Consider the following 2,919-nt stretch of genomic DNA (forward strand, 5'->3'; position numbering starts at 1 on the left):
TTCTTGTCGTACAACAAGAAAGAAGGTCGCCCGCCGGGGGCGAGTCCCCGGCCAATGTGACGTAGTACAACGGAAAGCCGCCCGTAAGGGCTCACCGGTTAAAGGTCGAAGGGAGGAACTCAACGACATTCGGATAAAACCTGGAAAGCGCTTCCACCCCGGACGGCAAGGCTCACCAAGCCCGGCGTGCCTGCCAGGGGCAGGGTTTACATACTTAACGCGAACATCGCCAGTGAATTCGACCCCACAAAAGCAGCCGTCAAACACACGGGGCTAAGGGTTGTCCCGCATTCCCGCCCTGGCCAGCCGGGTCTAGGGTTAGGGGTCGCATTCGTGCGAACCAGAGCCGACCCTGAGCGGCCACCCATTGATGGAGACCACCTTGCTGCGATTCGTGCGCACGGCAATCCTGGCGACGCTGGCCGCGCTGGCTCTGCCGGTATCTCCGGCCTCGGCCATAGAACCGATCCGCATCGGTGTGTCCGGCCCCTTCACCGGCGGATCGAACCCGATGGGCATCGCCATGCGCGACGGCATCCGGCTGGCGGCGCGGGAAATCAACGAGGCCGGCGGCATCCTCGGGCGGCCGGTGCTGCTGGTGGAGCGGGACGACGAGGCCCGCCCCGAGCGCGGCGCCCAGGTGGTGCAGGAGCTCATCAACCAGGAGAAGATCGTCGCCGGCCTGGGCATCGTGAACACCGGTGTGGCCCTGGCCAGCCAGCGCTTCTACCAGCAGGCCCACATCCCGATGATCACCTCGGTGGCCACCGGCTCCATCATCACCAAGCAGTTCCTGCCCCCCCAGTACCCGGACAACTACATCTTCCGCGTGTCGGCCCCCGACACCATCCAGGCGGCGATGATCGTCGAGGAGGCCGTGGTGCGCCGGCGCCTGCGCAAGCTGGCAATCTTTCACGACAGCACCAACTACGGCCAGCTCGGCCGGGAAGACCTGGAGCGTGCCCTGGAGCGCCACAGCCTCAAACCGGTGGCGGTGGAGCGCTTCAACATCCGCGACGTGGACATGACGCCCCAGCGGGCCCGGGCCCGGGCCGCCGGCGCCGAGGCCATCCTCACCTACGGGCTGGGCCCTGAGCTGGCCCATCTGGCCAACGGCATGGTGCGCATCGGCTGGAAGGTGCCGCTGATGGGCAGCTGGGCGCTGGCCATGTCCAACTTCATCGACAACGCCGGGCCCAACGCCGAGGGCACGCGCATGCCCCAGACCTTCATCCAGGATGGCAACACCCCCCAGCGCAAGGCCTTCATCGACAAGTACCGCAAGGCCTTCGGCGTGGAGCGTATCCCGGTGGCGCCTGCCGCCGCCCAGGGTTATGACTCCATGCTGCTGCTGGCCGCCGCCATCCGCCAGGCCCGCAGCACCGATGGCGCTCGCCTGCGCGATGCGCTGGAATCCCTCAAGGAGCGGGTGGAAGGCATCGTGATGGTATATGATCGACCCTTCTCCAGGACCGACCACGAGGCGATCGATACGCCCCGGATCCCGGTCATCGGGGAAGTACGCAACAGTCAAGTGGTCTTCGCCTATGACGAAGACCGAAAGCGGGACGCGCAGTCCAAATGATCCCGCACAGCGGAACTCACACTTCCGCGAACGGCCGGGGGTTTTCTCCCTCCCTCCCTCGCCCCCGGCCGTTTTTTTTCCCATTCCCGTCGAACGAAGCTTCGCCGGCCGGTGCACTCATGCCCGGCCGGCGATCACGCTCTTGATCAATTCGCCCGCTTGTCGACCCTCGTCGCGAGGCCCCTCCATGCCCTTCGTGCGCCCTGCGCAGGGGGCGCGATCACGCCTCGTCGACGCATGCGTAGGGGATCTTACGTATTGCACAATGCGGGATTTGGTTTTATATTGCGAAATATCAGGGCCGTGATCCGGTCCACGCAGGTTTGCAGTGAAAGCCCGCTGTCGTTACCCACGATGGCAACCCACAACCCGCAAAGTCATGAGGAGACAAACCATGGCCGCGAACACGCAGAATTCCCAGGCAGACATCGACGCCCAGGAAACCAAAGAATGGCTGGATGCACTCGAAGGCGTCGTCGCCCAGGAAGGCCCTGAACGGGCACATTTCCTGATCGAGAAGCTGATCGAGGTGGGCCGTGAGGAAGGGATCGACATCCCCTACTCCGCCAACACCCAGTACATCAACACGATCCCTGCAGACCAGCAGCCCAAGTACCCGGGCGATCCGGACATGGAGATCAAGCTCCACTCCTACATCCGCTGGAACGCCATGGCCATGGTCGTGCGTGCCAACAAGGACACCAATGTGGGTGGCCACATCGCCTCCTTTGCGTCCGCCGCAGCCCTCTATGACGTGGGCTTTTCCCATTTCTGGAAGAGCATCAATCACGAAACCGGCGGCGACCTGATCTTCTTCCAGGGCCACTCGGTGCCGGGCGTGTACTCCCGCGCCTACATGTTGGGCCGCCTGACCGACGACCAGATGGACAACTTCCGTCAGGAAACCGACGGCCAGGGCATCTCCTCCTACCCCCACCCGTGGCTGATGCCGGATTTCTGGCAGTTCCCCACCGTGTCCATGGGCCTCGGCCCCCTGTGTGCGATCTACTCCGCCCGCTTCATGAAGTACCTGGCCAGCCGCGGCCTGATCGATGCCGCCAAGGCCGAGCAGCGCAAGGTGTGGGCCTTCCTGGGCGACGGTGAGACGGATGAAGTGGAGTCCCTCGGCGCCATCGGCATGGCCGGTCGCGAGAAGCTCGACAACCTGATCTTCGTCATCAACTGCAACCTGCAGCGCCTGGACGGCCCGGTGCGCGGCAACGGCAAGATCATCCAGGAACTCGAAGCCGAGTTCCGCGGTGCCGGCTGGAACGTCATCAAGCTGATCTGGGGCACCCACTGGGACGCCCTGTTCAACCGCGACAAGAAGGGCA

At 64.3% G+C, this 2,919-nt stretch carries 1 protein-coding gene and 1 pseudogene; both read left to right on the top strand.

What is annotated here, in order from left to right:
- Positions 1–370 precede the first annotated feature (370 nt).
- Positions 371–1,585: an ABC transporter substrate-binding protein gene (locus ACIQ09_RS22105; RefSeq protein ID WP_398314570.1), complete on the top strand. Its 1,215-nt coding sequence runs from the start codon at positions 371–373 to the stop codon at positions 1,583–1,585.
- 394 nt (positions 1,586–1,979) lie between these two features.
- A pseudogene (gene aceE / locus ACIQ09_RS22110) lies at positions 1,980–2,919 on the top strand (pyruvate dehydrogenase (acetyl-transferring), homodimeric type); the annotation flags it as partial.

It is taken from the genome of Zoogloea sp., assembly GCF_044344315.1.
GTDB lineage: Bacteria > Pseudomonadota > Gammaproteobacteria > Burkholderiales > Rhodocyclaceae > Zoogloea.